This is a genomic window from Ignavibacteriota bacterium, assembly GCA_016218045.1.
Lineage (GTDB): Bacteria > Bacteroidota > Ignavibacteria > SZUA-365 > SZUA-365 > JACRFB01.
The window spans coordinates 23193-42332 of the sequence record JACRFB010000059.1 but is presented as its reverse complement, the minus strand read 5'-3'; the positions used below and the strand labels follow the sequence as shown (position 1 = coordinate 42332).

Here is a 19140-nt window from a genome sequence, read left to right as displayed (position 1 = left end):
ATTTTATCCGTTGCGGCACTGCACTCACTTCATCAACGTCATGCGGCGCGTGAGAGTCTCGCCGTTGAAGCTGAGCTTGTAGATATAGGTGCCGGAAGGGAGGCCAGCCGCATCGAAGTCGGCGTTGTATTCACCTGCCGCACGGTTGTCGTCGATAAGAGTCCGTACCGGGGCACCGAGCAGGTCATATATCCGCAACTGCACGCGGCCGCTCACAGGGATGGAATAGTGGATGGTGGTGGAAGGATTGAACGGATTCGGATAGTTCTGCTGCAAGCCGAGACGTTCAGGGGCGGCAACAGGGGTGGCCCCGTCATAGAGGTCGTACCTGATAAAGAGGTAATTCCCAGGGCGTTTGGTTGGGTCGTTGGCGGGAGGTGTGTTGCGCTTTATGTACAAACCGTCGGTCGCTTCTACATACCAGACGACTGTGTAGGCCCGGGACATCTTTGAACCCGACATGAAGAGTATCACATTTCCCAACTGCGCGTAGGAAAGTGTCAGCTTCGCATCAGCGCCGAGTCCGTTGGATGGAAAGCGAAGGGAACGAGTCAGGCTGACGCTGTCGAGGAACACCAGTGTGTACGACACGGTGTCCGAAAAAACGTCGTTTCGTGTATTGCTCGTTTTTATCTGGAAGTAGGGATCGGCAGGGCTTGGCTTTGACCATGTAAAATCCTCGGTCTGAATTGCCGTCCAAAGAATGATTCTTGCACCATCACGAGGCTGGATCAATACAAAGTCTGCCGGCTCGTGACTCAGGATCTCGTAGTCGTCGCTGTGGCCGTTGATCGCGGGATCGGACGAAGCATATGCAATTATATGCTGGAGGATGTCGCCGGGCAGTGTGCGGATTATACGTGAGGCGACCAGATAGGGCGTCGGTCCCTTGATAAACACTTCACCGGCGAAGATGTCGGCCAGCCCCGGAACCGTGTTGTCGAATTCGCCCGGCCAGCGGGCCGAGAATCGTGTCGCCACTTCCACGTGTGTCACATTCAGATAGCGGTCGCGCGGCGTCACCGTGATCTCGTACTGGCGCATGTGATACACGGCCGGTTTTCCCGGTACGTGCGAGGTCAACTCCACGAGGTAATTTGTCTGATCACCTTCGATGAAGTTCATTTTCTCCGTCTCCTGATTCAGCCCCGCGTAGAACGGTGTGATCATGAGTGTGACACCCTTCGAGGCCTTGCTGTGTATGAGGCAGATGCGCGCCTGGCCGTTGGCGTCGAACGCGTTGTTCGAGATGGACCACTCGTTCGGCGAGAGCTGTGTGAGCGGCGTGCCCTCGTGCGTGAGCCGCGCCCAGGAGTAGCCGTCGGGATCCGCATTCCAGGAACGTGTGCTCGAGTCGGTGTTTGCGTCGGATCCTTTGAGCGTGATGGTGGTGGGTGTGCCGCTGGTGTTCCAACTGCGGATCACGTTGCCGTTCTGGTCCTTGGCGGTGAGTGTGAAGCACACCTCCTCGCCTGATTTTTTGTCGATGTCGGTGAGGCGGAGCGTCCGTTCGAAGACCACACCTCCGTGGATGCCACGAGCGGCCGCGCTGCCGTTCCCATCCCGCGCATCAGCACACGTGAGTGCAAGGAAAAACATCGTAAGCATCGTACCTGCAATAACACTGCATTGTTTCATGCTGCTGACTCCTGTTGAATGAACCCTGGCGTGCAACAAAAATCCGGATTTGCATATCCGTAATCAAGTGAAATCATGAGACAATCGCGATTCGTCCGGCGGCTCACCGCCCGTCGTGCGTGTCGGCACTGGCAGCGATCATCCCGGGATGCGCCCCGATGCGACTAAAAAAAAAGGCGGCCCGAAGGCCGCCTGTGTTGTATTTCAATGGAATCACTTCATGAGTGTCATGCGGCGTGTGAGTGTCTTGCCCTCGAACTGCAGCTTGTACACGTAGATGCCGGTGGGCAGGGAGGAGGCATCGAAGGATGCGCTGTATTCACCCGCTTCGTGGACTTCGTCCACAAGTGTTCCGACATGTGCGCCGAGAAGATCAAAGACACGGAGCTGCACACGGCCTGTCGTCGGAATCGAGAACCGAATCGAGGTCGAGGGATTAAACGGATTCGGGTAGTTCTGGCTCAGGCCGAGACGCGCAGGAGCGGCAACGGGAGCAGTGCCGACAGGGATGCCGAGTGTGAGATAGAAACCCGGACGATTCGATGGATCGTTGGCGGGCGGTCCGCTCTTCGTCACGTACAGGCCGTCGGTCGCTTCCACGTACCACACCAGATTGTAGTTGCGCCAATTGGTACGACCCGCCATGCGGTTCGCCACGTCGCGGATCTGCTGATACAGCATGGTCAGCTTGGGCTCGGTGCCCACGTTGTTCGACGGATATCGCTGCGAGAAGGTGAGACTGGTGCTGTCGATGAACACGAGGGTGTACGCGACTGTGTCGGAATACACCGCGCTGCTCGAGTTGCTGGTCTTGATCTGGAAATATGGATCCGACGGGAAGGGCTTGGTCCACGTGAAATCCATCGGTGTCTTTTCATTGTTCACGTCGATCGACAGGAACGTATGATCGGGCGGTGTGAGAAGCACAAAATCCACCGGCTCATGACTGAGAATTTCGTAGTCGTTTGTACGTCCATTGATCGTGGGATCGGACGAAGCGTAGGCGACGATGTACTGGAGAATGTCGCCGGGCAGCTCGCGGATGATGCGCGAGGCGACCAGATAGGGCGTCGGTCCCTTGATGAACACTTCACCCGCGAAGATGTCGGCCAGTCCGGGAATCGTGTTATCGAACTCGCCCGGCCAGCGTGCCGAGAATTTTGTGGCCATTTCGACGTTGGTCACATTCAGGTAACGGTCGCGCGGGGTGACGGTCAGTTCGTATTGACGCATGTGATATACGGCGGTTTTCCCGGGCACGTGCGACGTGATTTCGACCAGGTAGTTCGTCTGGCCGATTTCCGTGAAGTTCATTTTCTCGGTTTCCTGATTCAGGCCCGAGAAAAACGGGGTGACCATCAGTGTCACACCCTTCAGCGCCTTGCTGTGCGTGAGGCAGATGCGCGCTTGACCGAGCGAGTCGAAGTCCGTGTTGGGGATGGACCACTCGTTCGGGCCGACCTGAGTGAGAGGCGTGCCGTTATGTGTGAGGCGGGCCCAGGAATAGCCGTCGGGATCCGCATTCCAGGACCGCGTGCTCGAGTCGGTGTTCGCGTCCGAACCCTTGAGGGTGATTGTTGTCGGGTTGCCGTTCACGTTCCAACTGCGGATGACATTGCCGTTCTGATCTTTCGCGGTGAGTGTGAAGCACACTTCCTCGCCCACGAGTTTATCGATGTCCAGCAGCCTGTGTGACTGATCGAATCCCACGCCGCCGCCCTGCGTGACGAGCAGGGTGCCACCAGACGAGCTGTTCAGCACCGTGTGACGGGAGTTGTCGCTTCGCTGCTGTGCCGTTGCGAGGGTTGCAAAAACGAGCATGGGGAGAAGCGCCAAGGCAAAGAATGTAGTACGCCGGTTCATGCTGCTGACCTCCTTCTGGGGTGATCTGATTACGCGTCTATACATTGTTCAACTTTATTGACGAAATCAAGGCAATTTTCGTTCAACTAGTGGTTGGACCATCAAAAAAATATAGCGTGAAAACCGTTGCAATGAAAGAAAAAAGCCGACGGATCAAACAAAATCGCGAGAATTTCGCCGCGGGACCGTCGATGTTTCACCGAACCATCCAGATCAAGACATCACAAGGTGGAAAATCCTGACACAAATAAGAGGAAATCTTTCCATGGAAAATTTTCGAGGCGCAGGCGTTGTTTCTCCCCGGCCACACGGATATTTTTCTGCATGGGCAGCGATCGTGATCCGGTGCACGCCGGGTCACCACCTTATAAAGCCAGAGGAGAGCATGATGAGATTCTATGTTCCTGCGGTGTTGTTGCTGAGTCTTGTGCTGATGATCTCGGGTGAGGCACAGATAAAGAGCGGAGCACGGGCATCCGCCTCCCTTGACAATGCCGGCTTCGCACAGGCCTCGAATGTGGCGATCACAGTGGCGGTCGACCGGCACAGCGGGCAGTTCGCCGTGCGCACAAAAAAAGGTGTGCCGCTCCTTTTCTTTCAGGGTGACAACGCGACATCGTTCGCGAACGTGCGCCTCGGCTCGACGGTGTTCACGAACAACGATCTGCACCGTCCGCAGCCCCCGCTCGGCACAACGCGTATGCCCGCCGGCATCGCAAGGGAGGAGGGAGACAGCGTCGTGTTTGTCGCTGTGCTGCACGCGGGCGGCGACAGCGTGTCGCTGCGGATGGACTTCGTCCCCATGCTCGAGAGTGATTATGCATTCGTCCGTGTGCGCACGAGTGTGAGGAATCTGGGTGCACGTGTGCTGGACGCGGGATTTCTGCTCATGCTGGATGTGTTCCTCGAGCACAGTGATCTTGTGAGTCTCGCAGTGCAGAGCGATACGGTGCGCCTCGAGCGTGAATGGTTTGGTGATGCCATTCCCGACCAGTGGCACGGACGTGTCGCGGGAAGTCCCATCGTGGTGCGCGGACGTCTGCGTGGCGGCGGCACGGATGCACCGTCGCGATTTGTGGCAGGCCAGTGGCAGGACAACGGCTATCTCGGCGCGGCGGCGTGGGACTATCGCGCGAGCGGTCTGCGTATCTGGGATGCCGCGGTTCTCTCGCAGTGGGACCAGCGCGCTCTCGCGCCCGGCGCAAGTTTCACGATCGAGACGGATTACGGGTACCTCGCCGATTTTGATGCCGCGCTTGTATGCGGCGCGGAACGGGTCGCGGTGAACGCCGCACAAAACGCGTACACGCCGGATCCGTTCACCGTGTCGGCCGTCGTTCGAAGCACGGGATCGCTGCCGTTGCCGTCGTGGTCGCTGAGTATCGGCGTGCCGCCCGGCGCGCGCCTCGCTGCAGGCGAGAATCAGACACATAGCTCCTCTGTTCCGCTTTTCCCAGGCGACAGCGTGCGTGTCGCATGGCGATTTCATGCGGATGCGACGGACACGCTTCGTGTGCTCTCATTCCCCATCGATCTGACAGATCCGGCACAGGAGGCACAGCGCTGCACTGCTGAAACGCGTATCCCGCCCATGCCCCGGTTCGAAGCGGCGCTCTCATGTCCGGATACGCTTTCGCTCAATCTGAACGCCGACAGCAGTGCCTACGATCCGACGACCATTCCGCTGACGGTGACGGTACGCAACACAGGTACCGCGGTCCTTTCGTCTCTGACGGCGACGATCACTGTCCCTCCGGAGCTGAAACGTGTCGGCGGAGCAGCGTCGATGCCGATAGCACCGATCACACTTGCACCCGGAGCGACGGGAAGCGCGGGATGGGTGCTCGAAGCGCTGCCCCGCAGCAAGGCTGCGCTTGTACAAGTGAGTGTCATCGTGAGTGGCGCGGGGCTCGACACACTGCGCTGCACTTCACATATATCGATACCGGCGATTATTCCGAAACAGATCTGCACCGACAGTGCAGCCACCATTCGTGGAAGGGAATTCTGGCTGGCCTTTCCGCCGAACAACGGCAGCGGCACGCTGACACTGCGCGTGTTCGCCTCTGCAGTCGAGGCGGCACGTGTCACCATTACACGTGGTTGGTTGGGACGCAGCAACGACATCACGGTGCCTGCGGGAGGAACAGCGTACTTCGATGTGGAGGAAAGTGCGCAGGAGATCCTGCCGGAGACCCCCGTGAAACGCGGCGTGTTTGTCCGCTCCGACCGCCCGGTGTCGATAACCATCGCGAGTCTCGTCGAGAATCACAGCGACGCGTCGCTCGTATTGCCCCTTCACGCGCTCGGTACCTCCTATCATGCGGCGGGGTACAACTACTCCACGACGGATGAGCAGTTTGTCGTTGTGGCAACAGAAGACGCTACCTCGGTCACCATCACGCCCTTCGGCCTGACGTCCACACGTCGGCCGCCGCGCGTGCCGTTTCAAGTCACGTTGCAACAGGGCGACTGCTACCGGGTCCAAAGTGGGATCACGGGAGCGTTCGGCGGTCTGACAGGCAGTTTCATCGTAGCGGACAAACCGGTGACGGTATTTGGCGGTGCACAATCCGGATGGATCCCTGAAAACTCGCTGCCGAACTACGGCTTCCTCAATCATCATGCCGAGCAACTTCCGCCCGACGATTTTCTGGGGAAGGAATTTCTGGCGATGCCGTTCCTGTCGCGGAGGAGAGGCGACACATACAAGGTGGTAGCCACGGCCGATTCGACAGATGTGACCATCGGTACCGATGCCCCTGTGCGACTCGCGCAGAGGGGAGACTGGATGGAATTCCAGCGCGCGGAAACGGCCGTGATCACGGCATCAAAACCCGTGTCGGTGGCGCAGTTTGCAAATTCGGCCGCGTGGGACGATCCGTCGAATGAATATGGCGATGCATCAATGACAATAATGGTCCCGTCCAATAGATTCAGCGCCTGTCATGTGGTGAATTCGGGTGTGCTCGACAGTGCCACATCCTTCCTCAACCTCACCGTACACGAGGGAGGCGAGTCGGCTGTCGTGATTGATGGAGTTCCCCTGCCCGACACTGCGTTTCACCGCGTCCCACTGACGACTCTCCGCGCAGCGCGACTCGCGGTGAGCAACACGACACATTCGGTCGAAACATCCGACCCGCGCGGCGTCGGCGTTACCGCGTACGGTTTCTCCTATCACGACGCCTATTCGTTTAACGCCGGGTATCGAACGAACCGAGGGCCGCGAGTGACGGGTCTCACGGATCCGGCTGCGCCGACTGACGGCGGTTTTGCGGCCCTGCCGAATCCCAGCAGCGGCGTCGTGCGGTTTTATATTCCGTCCGACGTCGAGGATGGAGAACTGGTGCTGTACGACCTCCATGACAGGCGCGTGGCCGCCATCCCTGTCGGCAGAAGTCTGCGCGGGACCTGGACCGGCGAATTGAATCTCCGAGACGTGCCGGTGGGAATGTATGTCGCCATGCTGCAGACGCGCATCGGCACGCGCACATTGCGTGTATTGCGTACGCGATGAAGCCGCGTCGCATCACAGCGGAGAGACGCGGCTTGGTGATGCACGGGCAATTCCCGTACCTTGTGTCCAATCCGAAACTTCTCCGATGAGACCGCACCTGCATTCAGCCGTCCCCTTCGCCTTTGCCGCGCTCATGTTCGCTGCGGGTGCACTGCGTGCGCAGACGGCCTCGGCGCCCGCGGAACCGTACGAGAGCGATGTCATGATCGCGCGGCCCGTCCGCTACTTCATCGCTCCGGTGCTCGGCGGGTACATGTACCGGCATATCGGATCGTATACTCCGAATTGCGACTGCTCGTTCCGCGACGCGGAGGGCGTGCGTTTTATTCCCGGCCTCGCGGCGGTGATTCAGTATCCGAAACTCGGTTTTGCCCTGTCGGTGACGGTGATGTACCACGACTATTCGGCCACGTTTTCCTTCGAAGAAACGCGCGTATCGACCTTTATCGGAAACGTGCCTGATTCGCTCGTGCAGTATAAAAAGACGTCGGTCGTTTCACACCGGTCGATTCGGCTCGTGCCCGCGATACAATGGTATTTCCCGTACACCGCGGTGTTCCTGCACGCGGGTCTCGACATCTGCATCCCCCTGCACGCGCGCTACGACAACACCGAGCAGATCCTCACACCCGGCACCGTCTATAAAAACGGAAGCGACCGAGTCGTGCTCCTGAGTGAGACGAACATACCGGGCGGACGCGCCGTGCAGTTCGGTCTGTCGCTCGGTGTTGGCGGCGACGTGCGACTCTCGAACCGTTTCGTTCTGACGCCGCGTTTCACCGCGGGCCTGCCCATCTCGGCGCTTTCCTCGTCCGATCCGTCGTGGAAAGTTCTGACACTGCAGGGCGACATGATGTTGAAGGTGCGGTTATGACGACACGTTTCCGCTCGCGCTCCGCAGCTCGCGGGCTGTTGCCCCTGCTCCCGATCGTGCTGTATTGCACGGTTGCCGGCTGCGGCGCCGGACCCTCGGCCACCTGGCAGAAAACAAAGGAGTACACGGTCCGGAATGCGGGCACACCGGCCAATAGCGAAGCGGACGATTTGGCTCCGCTGCCGTCCGGTGATGGCGGCGTGTATTTTACATCGAACAGGAGCAGCGGAGACGGCGACGGACATGACCGGCTGTACCGCCTGGCACCAGGCGGCGCGGAACTCGCGCGCGCCACGGCCGCAGCAGCCGGCGCTGAAGGCGAAGGTGTACTGGCCATCTCTCCCGGCGGCGAAGCAGTGTTCGTGCGGTGTTACGCGCCGGGCGGAGTGGGTGATTGTGACCTCGTCTTCGGGCGCGAGGAAAAGGGCATGATCACCGGCGTTCACAATCCCGGCGCCCCTCTCAACAGCCAGGAATGGGACAGCCACCCGTCGCTCACGGCCGACGGGACGAAACTCTATTTCGCTTCGGAACGGCACGGCGGACACGGCGGCAGCGACATCTGGATGGCGAAGAAGGGAAGCGACGGCGCGTGGTCCGCGCCCGTGAATCTGGGCGAACCGGTGAACACTCCCGGCGACGAGAAGGCGCCGCGCATTTCGGCGGTCGGCGACACGTTGTTTTTCTCGTCCGACTACCTGCCCGGATACGGCGGTTTCGACATCTTCCTCACGCGATCCGCGCGCGGAGTGTGGAGCACGCCGCTCAATCTCGGCCGACCTTTCAACAGCGACGAGGACGACGCGTTCCTCGCGCGCGGGGCCGGTGACACGCTCTACTTCTGTTCCTCGCGCGACGGCGGCCGCGGCGGTTTCGATCTCTACGTGGCGAGTACGCGCGAGAGCGCCACGGCGGCACCGCCGCCGGTCGCGACGGTACGCGCGCCCTTCTCGGTCCGATACACCGCGCGCAACGCCTTTACGCTCGATCCCATACCCGCTTTTGTGGTCTTTGGTGCGGACGGCGATGAGGAAGTGGGTATACGGGCCGACGCAGAAGGCCGCGCGGAAGCGCGTGTGCGCGACGGCGTCGAGTATCGCGTGACCGCGTCACATCCGGGATATGCCAGCGCCGTGGATTCGTTCTTTTATCCTCTCGAATCCGAGGGCCGTCACGATCGCCGTATACTGCTGACACCGGTGATGGAACAGGAGCGCAAGATTTACGCCTTTGTAGTGGAATTCGATTTTAACCTGTTCAACATCCGGCCCGAGGAGAAGCGCAATCTCGACAGTGTCGTGGCGCTGCTGACACGTTACCCGAACTCCACTGTGGTGGTGTCGGGTCATACGGATTCTCTGGGCACCGAAATGTACAACATCCGGCTCGGCTACAACCGCGCGAGCGAAGTGAGCAAGTACGTCGAACGCTATCTCGTCGGCAGGATGGGGAAGCTCCGGCGCGAGTTGGAGGTGCGGACCTACGGCGAGATGAATCCCGTCGCGTCGAATACCACCGACGAGGGACGGCAGCGCAACCGCCGCGTCGAAATAGCCATTTACCGCAACGAATGACGGATGAGTGAGTCCGGTATTCTCGCCTTTCCTCCCGCTCCCGACGCGGGCGCGTCGCACGCGTGCGACATTCTGCGCGAGGCGGGATTGCCGGTGGACGCCGAGCAGGAGCGCGCGCTGGCACGCTACGCGCAGTTGCTGCGCGAATGGAACGCGCGTCTCAACCTGATCTCGCGCAAGGACGAGGCCGAACTGTGGCGCAACCATCTGCTGCATTCACTCGCGCCCCTTGCCGTGCTGCAGTTGCCCGCGGGCGGGTACTGGATCGATATCGGCACCGGCGGCGGGTTGCCGGGCATACCCCTCTCGATTCTGCGTCCCGACACGCGATTCCTGCTCTGTGATTCGATCGCGAAAAAAATACGCGCGGTCGAGGCCATGGCGGGTGAGCTGCAGCTCGCGAACGTGCATTGCCTCAATGCGCGGGTCGAGGATGCGGCCGTGCGCGATATACTCGGCCGCGATGCCGATGTCGTGGTGGCGCGCGCCGTCACCGCGTTACCCGCGCTCGCCGCCTGGGCTTCGCCGCTGCTGCGGCGTGACGGACCCCGCATGCTGCTCGCCTGGAAGGGTGGCGACATTGCGGACGAGTTGACCGAGACCCGGGCACGGAAGGATGTGCGGTCCATCGAGACGCATGCGCTCGCGCTGCCCGGTGAACCGTACTTTGTGGAACAGGATAAAAAGGTGTTGCGTGTCTTTTTTTTCGGGTCGTGATACGGCGCGTATCGCTGCAGCCGTCCTTCTCCTGATGTGGTGCACCGGATGCGGCATTGTCCGCACCGTTGCGGGCGCCGACATCGACGCGGAACAATTCGCCGCATCGCGCGAGGCGGCGGTGACCCGCATCCGCGCCGACGCCGCGACGGCTCTCGCACGCCGGCTCGAGAACAGGGAGCCCGTCACGCAGGCCGACGTTGTGGTGACCTTCGGCACCGAGGCCGTCAACAAGGCGCTCGCGCAGGTTGTCGGGGTGCCGGGACGCCTGGACGAACAGACGCCCTACGTCGTGCGCGGAGCAACGGCAGCGCTGCGCAACGGCTGCGCCATCGTCTCGCTTGCGCTCGACGCGCGGAATGAGGACTACGCGGTGGACGTGCGTCTGCTCATGGACTGTGTGCTCACACTCTCATTCGAGAAAGACGGGCTGGTCGCGCGTCTCGAACCGTTTAATATCGCTCCCGATGTGTCGGCGGGCGGACTCCTCTCAGCCGCGTCCGACATCATCCGCGATCTCATCAAGGTGCGTCTGGCGCGATTGGGCGAAGATCTCCCGCCCATTGTGCTGCCCGTCGAATCCGCGTCCACGTTCCCTGTCGAAGGCAGCCGCGTGCAGGTGCGAAGCGGTATCAATCTCGACATCGACAGCCCGCGCAGAGTGCTGCGCACAACCCTCCGCATCAAGGAGGCGCTGTTCTTCGAAGGCCGCATGCTTGTGGCGTTGAACCTCGCCAACGCGGAGGCGAAATGAGCAGCCGTGCGTCGCAATCATCCGCATCGCGTCGCGCGCGCACCGCTGCGCCGTTGTTGGTCCTGCTCTGCGGCATGACGTGCTATCTCGCCGCGTGTTCGTCGGTGCATCTGCCCACCGTCGAACAGTCCCGCGCGGAGACCGTCCGCCATGCCGCGCGTCTCGATTCGGCGGAGGCGCGTGTGCGTGCCGCCGGAGCGGTTGTGCCGGGCGGTGCCGATCTGGTGACACGAGTGCGTATGGATGCGCTCAACCGCATCACCCGCGCCTTCGTGTATGTGCGCAGCGACGATGTGCGTCTCCGGTTTCTTCCTACGCGTCCGCTCGTGAAGGCCGAGAAATCGATTCTGGGCATCTCGTACACAAACACGCTCGATATCGACAGTGGCGCGGTGGTGTTGAATCTTGCGCAATTCCGTTTCGACCGCTTCGAGAACAATCGCCTCGAGGCGGATCTTGTCATCGAGGGGCACGGCCGCATCGCCGCGTCGGGCAGGTACACCGGCATCCCCGCCAGTGCGAAACCCGACATCGACCTCTCTTTAAACGAACGCATCGCGTTCGACGTGCGCGCCACCGACACCGGTACGGCCGTGTTGAAACCCGTGTCCCGCACGCTCATGCTCAAGGCGCGTTTCACAGTCACGCTGCTTGAATGGGGAATCCCGTGGAATCAGGATATCCCGATCCAGTTATCCGAAATTATGCAGCCGCTGGTGATCCCGCTCGCGCTCCGTACCGAGGTGGCCTTTCCCGTGCCGTCGCAGAAAGTCAATGCGGGGTCCTTCGAGTTTGTCCCGCATCTTTTAGAGTTCTCTCACGCGAGTGTGTCTGCCCGCAGCAACGTGCTCGAATTCCGCACTGCGATCGGTTTTCGGAAAGTTGATGCGCGGTAGATGGTAGATGGTAGATGGTAGGTGGTAGTTGGTAGTTGGTAGATCGATCTATGAAGGGAGTGTGAGGAGACAGGAGGAAGGAGACAGGAGACGGGTCTTGAAGCGAACGCATCCCAGTTCCCAGTTCCCAGGTCCCAGTTCCTCGTTCCCAAGTCCTCGTTCCCAGTTCCCAGTTCCTCGTTCCCAGTTCCTCGTTCACTGTCGCGAGCGTCCGCCCGAGCAAGTCAGGCCGACGCCGGCAAGTGACTTACTTGGCGAGCAGCATCGGCAGGAGACGTGTGACACCCGCGGCACGGAGGACGGCGAATAAGGTGCCGCTTGCGAGGCCGTCACCGTGGAACACGGCGCGGTGTCTCCCGCGTGTGTGGACGCCCGTGGCGAGCATGGCCACCTCGTGTCCGAGGCCGTCGAACACGCGCAGATCTGCGTACATCTCGTCGGGGAGTTCGTACTCGATGACCGTCTCGGGATTAAACGGATTCGGAGTGTTGCCGAAGAGTTTGACGAGGTTCGACATCGACATCAGACGCTGGCCGCCCTGATCGCAGATGCCCAGCGCGGTGAAGACGCCGTTGCTGGTCTGCACCGCGGCGGTGCCCGCGGTCCACGCGAAGGAGCGCAGGGTGAGCGCGGTTGAATCGTTTGTGCCGAGCAGGACCAGACATTCGATCTCGGCCAGCGCGCCATTCGCCGGAGTGCCCGTCTGCTGCACATCAACGGTGACGACGAGACTGTCGCCCTCTGCCTGCGAGGTCATCGTGGCGGTGCCTGCGTTTGCGTTCACCGAAATGGGCCACAACATCGATCTGTTCCACACGATCTGCGCGCGTGGCGAGTGTGTGGATGTCAGGGCGAGATTGCTGCTCGTTGCGAGCGTGACGGGGATGCGGACCCGTGTGCCGATTTCCGCACTGAGTGTCGGCAGCGTGATGAGCGACAGCGCTCCGACACCGGTTGCGCGCACGGCAAGCCGCACGGAATCTGTGCAGGGCAGGTCGGTAACCACGTGCAATGTGGCCGTGATTAACTCGTCCGCAGTCGGAGCGTATTCATATTCGACCAGGAGCGAATCGCGGCCCGCAATTGTCGCGGGCAGTGTGGCCGGCTGCACACGGCGGAGTGTGGGACCGGGCAGCGGCAGCAGGTCGAGCGTTGTGACACGCATCGGCACGCTCGCCGGATTCACAACATAGGTACGCCGTGTCTGTCGCACGCCCACGCCCAGCGATCCGAAGTCGACGGGTGCGGGACGCGCCAGCGGTGTCGACGGTTCGTACACGAGCGCAAGCGCGAGTGCGGCAGTCTCGCCGCAGGGTGAAGCGGAGAAACGTGCCACACCTGCCGCGGGACCGAACTGCGTGGGGAGAAATCGCACGAACACCTCTAGGGTGTCGTTGTTCCGAAGCGAGAGCGGCGGCGGATTTTCGATGCGTGCAAACGCGGGCAGCGAACCCGCGACAAGGTCGATACTCAAAGGCACCGTCCCCGTGTTTCGGAACACGACTTTGCGTATCACGGGGAGATCACAGACGTGCACCACACCCGCGTCGATCGAGGGCGGATCGATCACGAAGCCCGCGGAATCCTTGCGGCCCACAAGCGAGATGTCGAGCTGTGGCAATTGCGACGAGTTGTTCGTCACACGCAGTGTCGCCGTGCGAAGGCCCGTGCCCTTCGGCTCGAAGCGGATGCGCACGGTCATGGAATCGCCCGGAGCGATGGTGCCGGTTGTACTGGTCAGTATGCTGAAGTCGCCCGCGTGCGTCCCGCGGATATCCATGTTCGACACCAGAAGCGCAACGCCGCCGGTGTTACGCAGCACCACGATGCTGTCGGTGAACAGGCGGTCGGGGCACAGCAGTGTTTCGAATTCTCCTCCGCGGAATGCGATGGCGGGTTTGCGCGCGGCACTGCCGCGTACGCCGACCTGCACCGTGTCGGCGCACGGCGCGGAACTGTAAGCCGTCAGCCGCGCGAACGCGGTACCCTCCGTCACAGGAGCGAACGACAGCGATACGGGGATGCTGTCGAGCGGGGGAATGACAAGCGGGAATGCCGTGGGACTTGTGATGAAAAACTCGGTATTGTCAATCGTGATCGTGTCGATGGTCATGGGCGCGCGTGTCGGATTGCGCAGCGACGCTGCCTGCTGGCTCGTATCGCCTACGGTTGTGAATCCGAACGCCACAGGATCCGGCGTAAGAACGGGCCGTGTCGCAACGAGAGATCCTGTCAGCACGATGGTGTCGCGCACATCACAAGTGGGCGCGCCCAGAATCAGGCGGCCGACGAAGGGTCCGAGTTGCCCGGGCCGCAGCGAGAGAGTGAGCGTGTCGATTTCACCCGCGAGCAGAGGATGAGGCAGTGTGGGCTCGAGCTGCATCGAACCGGTGAAAGCGGCATCGAGCGAGTCAATGCGCAGATTGACCGTGCCCGCGTTTGTGAGTTCGATGGAAAAGACCGCGGGGAGCGTACATGCGTACAACTCGCCCGTGTCGATCGTGTCGGGCAGGGCGAAAAATCCGGCGCTGTCCTTGTGACCGAGCAGCGGGACGTCGAACGTGGCCATCGTCGGCGCATCGGTGGTGAAAGTGATCGTGCCCTGGTGATCGCCCGGCGACGCGGGGTAAAAACGCACACGCAGTCGCAGCGTGTCCTCCGGCTGCAACACGCGGGCGGGAGGCAGCGAGTATCCGGGGGCGAAGGAAAACGCGGGGCTGCCGCTGAATGTCGCGGTCTGCATCGTGAGCGGCTGATTGCCGGTGTTCTTGAAAAAGATCTCCGACTCCGAATATTCGCCGGGGCACAGCACAGTCGTGAACGCGGGCGGATCCACCCGCAGTGTGGTGTTCGGGGCGATGATGGCCCAGAGACTGTCGCTCATGTCGTCGAGGGGCAGCGAATATCCCCAGGCACGGATCGTGCGGTCGAGTCCGCCCGAGAGGGTGAGGCCCGAGCGCGCGTCGGTGCGCGCGGCGTTGACGTCGAGGGTGTGGCCGGTGAAGGTCTGCGTCGCAAGCGCGCGGCGCGTGTCCCATATGCGCACGGAACGGTCGCGCGAGGAACTCAGGCAGTACAGGCCCGAAGGCGAGAGTTGCACGGAAGTCACCGCGCCCGTGTGGCCGCTGAGCGTCGCCGTGTTTTGCCACGTCGCGGTCTTCCACAGGATGATGCTGCGGTCGTCGCTTCCGCTGGCGAGCATCTGTCCGCCCGCGGTGATGGACAATGCGCGGACAGCGCCGCCGTGACCGGACAGCGTCTGCATCGTGGAACCGTCGGTAAAACGCAGTATCGCGATCTGGCTGCCGGTTGCGGACGCGACCCAGGCGTTTTTCGGCGAAATGCAGAGCGCCCCATCGGTGCCTGTCGCGCCGTTGCGCCTCCATGCTTCGCTCCAATCCGACGTGCGCCACAGCACCACCGCGCCGCCGTCGGTGCTGGCGAGTGTCGCGCCGTCGCGCGCGAAAGCGAGCGAGTGCACCGTGCCGCCGTGGGCAAGGTCGCGCAGCAGCGCGCCGGATGCGGTGGACCATATCTTCACGCGCCCGTCACTGCCGCCGCTCGCGAGCAGCGAGCCGTCGGGCGAAAACGCGACCGCGGTGGCGCGGCCTGTGTGTCCCGCGAGCATATCGATAAGCACGCTGTTGTCGGGCGCAAACACCTTCACGTGTCCGTCACCCTGCGCGGTGGCGCACAACGCCCCGCCCGCGGCGATATCGAGATCCACCACCTCCTCCGGCTGCCAGGGCAGCCAGATGGCATCCTTGTTTGTCGCGCGTTTTTCGGGCGTGCGCACGAGGCCGAGACAGTTGGGACTCGGCGTGTTCGGCACCACCCAGTTCGAGGCGAGGGAGTACGCGTTCGGCGAGATCTGATACCACGTCGCGCCGGCGTCAGTGCTGTATTCGAGGATCACCTGCTGATTCGGCGCAATGCCCGCCCACCGGATCATGTACGAGGACGCCACGTACAGCACCTCTCCGCCGTTGGGCTGCACGAGGCGCAGCGCGTCGGGTTTGTAGGAACCCGCGGAGAGCACGGGCGGATTCACACAAGGCGCGTTGCACTGCACGTTGAGCTGTGCCACGAGTTTCGACGTGTCGGACGCGGTGTATTGTATGCGGAGCACGCGCGACTCGTTCGCCGCGAGTGTGAACGGCGGCGCGCTGCCGCCGAACGACGTGATCTGGTACGCGGGATGCGACGTCGACAAGCCCGTCACGTTCACCGCGCCGTTGCGCGCAGTAATCGTCACGTTGAGCGGACGCGAGGAGCCCGCGCCCACAACGCCGTAGTCGAGCAGGAGGTTCGACGACTCCAGCGACACGATGGCGCCCGCGGGCACGAGGTACTGCAGCGACTTCGTCGCGGTGGACGAAAGTTTCCGCAGGGTCACGTCCACATTGCGGCGCGTTTCGCAGCCGCTGGTCACATACGTCAGTTCACACGGCGCATACGTGTAGAGGCGGTCGCCGATGCGTTTGAATGCATCGATGGCCGCCTGCTCGGTGGTAATGTCCTCGAACCACAATCCTCCCGTGCCGGTGGCGATGCGCCGCAGCGAGAAGTTCTGTATGAAGGGTGATAATGTCACCGTGTAGATGCGCAGATTTGCGGCAACCGCGGCGGTGATGATGCGCTGCTCGTCGGCGGCAAGCAGGTTCTGCGCGCCGTCGGTGATGAAGATGATGTAGCGGTCGCCTGTGCGGTTCTTCGTGAAGTCCAGCGCGCCCGTTGTTGGATCGAGGCAGGCCCCCAGAAAGTCGGTGCCGCTGCGCGACACAGTGGTGAGGGACGCGATGCTGCTCAGGATCTGTGTCGTGTCGCCGGAGAAGGGCAGCGTGATAAACGAATCGTCGGTGAATGTTGTGATGCCCACTTGCGCCGGCGGGAAGTTCAGCGAGCGCACAAGCACCGACGCCGCCGTCTTCGCGTTGTTGAGCCGCCCCGCGATCGACATCGAGTAGCTGATGTCGACCGTGAGCGTGAGCGACAACGGTGGAGTTGTGGGCGGGGGGCAACTGACGCTGAGCACGGGACGCGTGATACCATCCTCCACCACAGTAAAATCCGATGGCACGAACGAGCGTATCTGCGCCGCGTTGCGGTCGCGCGCCTCGAAGAACACCTTGATGGTCGGATACGCCGATGCGTCGGCGCCCGAGAGGTTCAGCGTGATCTGCGCCTGCGTCTGCACGGAGAGGAGCACCGCGAGCGCGGGGAGGATGAGGCGGATCATAAGGCGGGTCTGTCTCATTGTGTCAGTCCTGTTTCAACGACGATCTGTACGGTGCGGCAGTAATTTCTTCCCTCGGAAAGTGCGTTGTCGAAGAGCAGGCGGTCGCTGCCCACGGCTTCGAGTTTTACTGGTATGCCGTCGAGCGTGCGCCCGAGGACGCGTGTCACGGCCTCGCAGCGGAGCCGCGCGAGGTTGCGGTTGTACTCGGTGTTGCCCGTGCGGTCGGCGTAGCCGAAGATGGTGACGCGCGAGCGCGGCGTGATGGCGCGGCGCACGATGTCGAGGATGCGCGCGTTCTCGGGTCCGATGTCGGCCTTCTCGAATTCGAAGAGGATGAGACTGAAGCGGTCGATGCGCCGGCCGCCCTGTTCCTCGATGATTTCGGTTGTCCGCACTTCCGATTCGACAGGAAGTGTGTAGACCGCGCTGCTGTCCTGTCCGGCGCCGTCGCGCACACGCAGCGTGGCCGTCACGGCGCTGCCCGGAACGGGCATCGTGGCCGAATCGATCGCCCACACGACTTCCCGCGGCGGCATGGACGTGCCCGACCAGTCCTTCAGCGCCCGCGTCCCCTGCGCGAGCGCGAGCGACCAGCGTGCCACGCCGCTTTCGGCGGTCACCGCGGGACGCAGCGCCACGAGCGGCGTCGAGAGCTGCTGCTCGGCCGCCTGCCAGCGGACAGGGAAAAGGATATCAGGATCCGTTGATCCGATTTCCACGCGCCGCGCCTCCTCCTGACCCTCGAGTGTCGTCGGATCGGGCGCTTCCTTCGGGAGATTGCGCGAGGCGATGGTGATGCGTTTTGATTCGATGCCCCACGTGTGCACGAGATAGTCGCGCACCGTCTCGGCGCGCGCGCGTGAGAGCGCGAGATTTTTCTTCTCGTTGTCGTTGCTGTTGTTGCATCCTGTCAGCGTGATGCGCGCCTTGGGTTTCGCGCGCATACGCGAGCCGACGATGTTGAGCAGGTCGTAGTAGATCGCGAGCGTGTTGTTGGGGAGCGCCGTCTCGTTGAAGGCGTCCGTGCCCGCCGCGTCGAGCAGATGCATACCGCGCTGCGGAAACACACTCTGGTCCTGCTCGAAGAACACGTATGGGAGCAGCGGGAAAAGTTCGCTGCGCGTCAGGCGCTGCGTCACGATGCGCACGTCGGGCAGCGGCGTGCCGTCGAGTGCACGGGCCTGCGCCGTGAGCGCCGCGGCGATCGCGGGCGGCGGCGGAGGAGGAGGTGGTGGCGGCGGAGGAGGCGGTGGCGGCGCGGGCTGCGGATGATGCAGGATCGCGACGCCGGCCCACAGGCTGCTCGCATTCCAGGAGACGTCGCCGCTCAACGAATTCACCGACGCGTTGAACGACACCTCCGGCTGCAGCGACCACGACGGACTCGTAAATAGCGCGGCGCGCATACCGACGGTGAACGCCGCGTAGATTCCCGAGGCGCCCGGCACCGCGCCCGTGTAGGCGTTGCGCACCGTGCTGCCGTCGTTGAAGAGCGCGCCTTCGGGCTCGACCAGTGTCTCTTTCTGCGCGTACTCGTTCGTTGTGAGCAGGCCGAGCTGCGTGCCCGCGAACACCGACACGGGCAGCGACGAGACAAGTTGATACGCGAGAGTCGGACGCAGCAGCAGCGCGTGTGTCGTCGAGACGATCTCGTGTTCGACGAAGGCCTCGCGCGGACCCGTCGGTGTAAGCACTGGACCAATCGCCTGTCTGCGCGTCAGTGTGCCGGAGAGATCGGCGTACACGAGCGCGATCTGCACGCCGAGCGTGGTGTTGATGCGCGCGTCGTACATCGCGCCCGCGTAGAAGCCCGTGCCGCTTCCACCGTCGTAGCCGCCGCAGCAGCTCGGCACGTCGGGGAGGCCCGTGAATGTTGCGCCATGTGTGTTGAAGGAGATGCCCGCAAGCACGCCGTAGCCGGGACGCGGCAGAGCATCGTGCGCGAGAGGTTGTGCGCTCGCGTGTGCGGCGACGAGGATGACGAGTGCGGGAAGGAGGGTGCGCGGAAAACGTCGTGTCATGCGGTGTGGTCGAAGTGCGGACGAATCGCGTGAGTGGAAGGATG

10 protein-coding genes are annotated in these 19140 nt (G+C 62.3%); 6 read left to right on the top strand and 4 right to left on the bottom strand.

Annotated features, from left to right (window positions below; all coding sequences use genetic code 11):
• Positions 1–24: 24 nt before the first annotated feature.
• On the bottom strand, positions 25–1638 hold the full coding sequence (locus HY962_15110; protein ID MBI5648259.1) for a T9SS type A sorting domain-containing protein: 1614 nt from the start codon (positions 1636–1638) through the stop codon (positions 25–27).
• Between the two features lie 213 nt (positions 1639–1851).
• Positions 1852–3546, bottom strand: a complete 1695-nt coding sequence (locus tag HY962_15105) for a T9SS type A sorting domain-containing protein (GenBank protein MBI5648258.1) — start codon at positions 3544–3546, stop codon at positions 1852–1854.
• A gap of 340 nt (positions 3547–3886) precedes the next feature.
• On the opposite strand from HY962_15105, the gene HY962_15100 reads away from it, so the two are divergent.
• The 6 genes from HY962_15100 to HY962_15075 all read left to right on the top strand — a co-directional run bounded on the left by HY962_15100 (position 3887) and on the right by HY962_15075 (position 11836).
• Positions 3887–7021, top strand: a complete 3135-nt coding sequence (locus tag HY962_15100; protein ID MBI5648257.1) for a T9SS type A sorting domain-containing protein — start codon at positions 3887–3889, stop codon at positions 7019–7021.
• An 85-nt stretch (positions 7022–7106) separates the two neighbouring features.
• Complete coding sequence (locus HY962_15095; GenBank protein ID MBI5648256.1) at positions 7107–7895, top strand: hypothetical protein; 789 nt, start codon at positions 7107–7109, stop codon at positions 7893–7895.
• Complete coding sequence (locus tag HY962_15090; GenBank protein MBI5648255.1) at positions 7892–9469, top strand: PD40 domain-containing protein; 1578 nt, start codon at positions 7892–7894, stop codon at positions 9467–9469. Before HY962_15095 ends, HY962_15090 begins: the two co-directional genes overlap by 4 nt.
• Before the next feature lie 3 nt (positions 9470–9472).
• On the top strand, positions 9473–10186 hold the full coding sequence (gene rsmG, locus HY962_15085) for a 16S rRNA (guanine(527)-N(7))-methyltransferase RsmG (GenBank protein ID MBI5648254.1): 714 nt from the start codon (positions 9473–9475) through the stop codon (positions 10184–10186).
• The gene (locus HY962_15080) at positions 10164–10940 is read left to right on the top strand and encodes a hypothetical protein (protein MBI5648253.1); all 777 of its coding nucleotides are present in this window, start codon (positions 10164–10166) and stop codon (positions 10938–10940) included. The genes rsmG and HY962_15080 overlap by 23 nt, the downstream gene beginning before the upstream one ends.
• Entirely contained in the window at positions 10937–11836 is a 900-nt protein-coding gene (locus HY962_15075; protein MBI5648252.1) for a hypothetical protein, read from the top strand. The genes HY962_15080 and HY962_15075 overlap by 4 nt, the downstream gene beginning before the upstream one ends.
• Before the next feature lie 247 nt (positions 11837–12083).
• Here HY962_15075 and HY962_15070 read toward each other — a convergent pair whose 3' ends face one another.
• A complete protein-coding gene (locus HY962_15070) occupies positions 12084–17093 on the bottom strand; it encodes a choice-of-anchor D domain-containing protein (GenBank protein MBI5648251.1) in 5010 nt (1669 codons plus the stop codon).
• On the bottom strand, positions 17090–19096 hold the full coding sequence (locus HY962_15065) for an OmpA family protein (GenBank protein ID MBI5648250.1): 2007 nt from the start codon (positions 19094–19096) through the stop codon (positions 17090–17092). The genes HY962_15070 and HY962_15065 overlap by 4 nt, the downstream gene beginning before the upstream one ends.
• Positions 19097–19140 lie beyond the last annotated feature (44 nt).

Bases quoted from the DNA above. Each gene is read 5' to 3' on its own strand.
- HY962_15110 (MBI5648259.1), bottom strand. From the start codon at position 1,638: ATGAAACAATGCAGTGTTATTGCAGGTACGATGCTTACGATGTTTTTC.
- HY962_15105 (MBI5648258.1), bottom strand. From the start codon at position 3,546: ATGTATAGACGCGTAATCAGATCACCCCAGAAGGAGGTCAGCAGCATG.
- HY962_15100 (MBI5648257.1), top strand. From the start codon at position 3,887: ATGATGAGATTCTATGTTCCTGCGGTGTTGTTGCTGAGTCTTGTGCTG.
- HY962_15095 (MBI5648256.1), top strand. From the start codon at position 7,107: ATGAGACCGCACCTGCATTCAGCCGTCCCCTTCGCCTTTGCCGCGCTC.
- HY962_15090 (MBI5648255.1), top strand. From the start codon at position 7,892: ATGACGACACGTTTCCGCTCGCGCTCCGCAGCTCGCGGGCTGTTGCCC.
- rsmG (MBI5648254.1), top strand. From the start codon at position 9,473: ATGAGTGAGTCCGGTATTCTCGCCTTTCCTCCCGCTCCCGACGCGGGC.
- HY962_15075 (MBI5648252.1), top strand. From the start codon at position 10,937: ATGAGCAGCCGTGCGTCGCAATCATCCGCATCGCGTCGCGCGCGCACC.
- HY962_15070 (MBI5648251.1), bottom strand. From the start codon at position 17,093: ATGAGACAGACCCGCCTTATGATCCGCCTCATCCTCCCCGCGCTCGCG.
- HY962_15065 (MBI5648250.1), bottom strand. From the start codon at position 19,096: ATGACACGACGTTTTCCGCGCACCCTCCTTCCCGCACTCGTCATCCTC.